This is a genomic window from Halomonas sp. 707D4, from assembly GCF_024158685.1.
Lineage (GTDB): Bacteria > Pseudomonadota > Gammaproteobacteria > Pseudomonadales > Halomonadaceae > Vreelandella.
In genome coordinates, this window is sequence record NZ_JAMZBD010000691.1 from 1 (window position 1) to 1,239 (window position 1,239).

General features: G+C 66.7%; 1 protein-coding gene. It reads right to left on the bottom strand.

The annotated features are described in order from the left end of the window. Window positions 1-1,239: thiol reductant ABC exporter subunit CydD (gene cydD / locus BIS11_RS17940; RefSeq protein WP_253586775.1), on the bottom strand; the 1,239-nt coding region annotated here is incomplete at both ends.

Consider the following 1,239-nt stretch of genomic DNA (forward strand, 5'->3'; position numbering starts at 1 on the left):
GGGATGGTGCGTGGCGATGACCAGCGTGCGCCCGGCCCTCGCCCAGCGGCCGAGCGCCTCGACCACCACCGCCTCGGTCCCGGCATCCAGGTTCGCCGTCGGCTCGTCGAGCAGCACGAGCGGCGCCTCGCTCAGGTAGATGCGCGCCAGCGCCAGCCGCTGCGCCTGCCCACCCGAGAGACCCACGCCCCGCTCACCGAGCGGCGTCTCCAACCCCTGCGGCAACGCCTCTAGAAGCTCACCAAGGCCTGCCTGATCGAGAGCCTCGCGCATGGCCTCGGGCCCGGCCTCGGGATCGGCGAGTGCCAGGTTGTCAGCAAGACTCCCTTGCAGCAGACAAGGCGACTGATCGAGCCAGGCCACCTGCGTTTGCGGCCGACGACGAAGTTCTCCCGCCCGAGGCACCATGAACCCTGCCAGCAGCGCCAACAGTGACGACTTGCCGCTTCCCGATGCGCCGGTCAGTACCACCACGTCACCGGGCTCGAGCACCAGCGACACGTCACCCAGCACGCTTTCGCCATCGTGACCGATCTCCACATTGATGAGTTCGAGCAGCGCATCATTGTCAGGAGCATTCGCGGGCCCAGCCGCCTTGCGAGGTTGATCGAGCAGGTAGACCAGGCTTTCCGCCGCGCCCAGCGCCGCCGCGCGGTCGTGGTAGTGCTGGGAAAGCGTGCGCAGCGGCTGAAAGAATTCCGGCGCCAGCAGAAGCACGGCCAGCCCGGAGAACAGCGTCAAGGAGCTGGCGGGGCCATAATCGATATAGCCCAGCAGCCCGAAACCGACATACATGGCCACCACCGCGATGGCCACGGAGGCGAAGAATTCGAGTACCGCCGAAGAAAGGAAGGCGAGCCGCAGCGTCTTCATGGAAAGCCGCCGATACTCGTCGGTGGCGTACCAGACATCGCGGCGCGCCTGCTCGGTTCGCCCGAACAGCTGCAGCGTGCTCATTCCCCGCACCCGATCGACGAAGTGTGCCGAAAGCCGCGAGATCGCGCCGAACTGCTCGCGATTCAAGCGCTCGGCGCCCATGCCCACCAACGCCATGAAGAACGGAATCAGCGGTGCCGCCAGCAGCAGGAAGATCACCACCACGTAGTCGAGCGCACCGACCACGCAGGCGATCAGTAACGGCAGCACCACCACGATGCGAAGCTGCGGATGAAACCGCGCGAAGTAGCCCTCGAGAGCATCGACGTGCTCGACCGCCTGGGTCGCCAGCGCCCCGCTCTG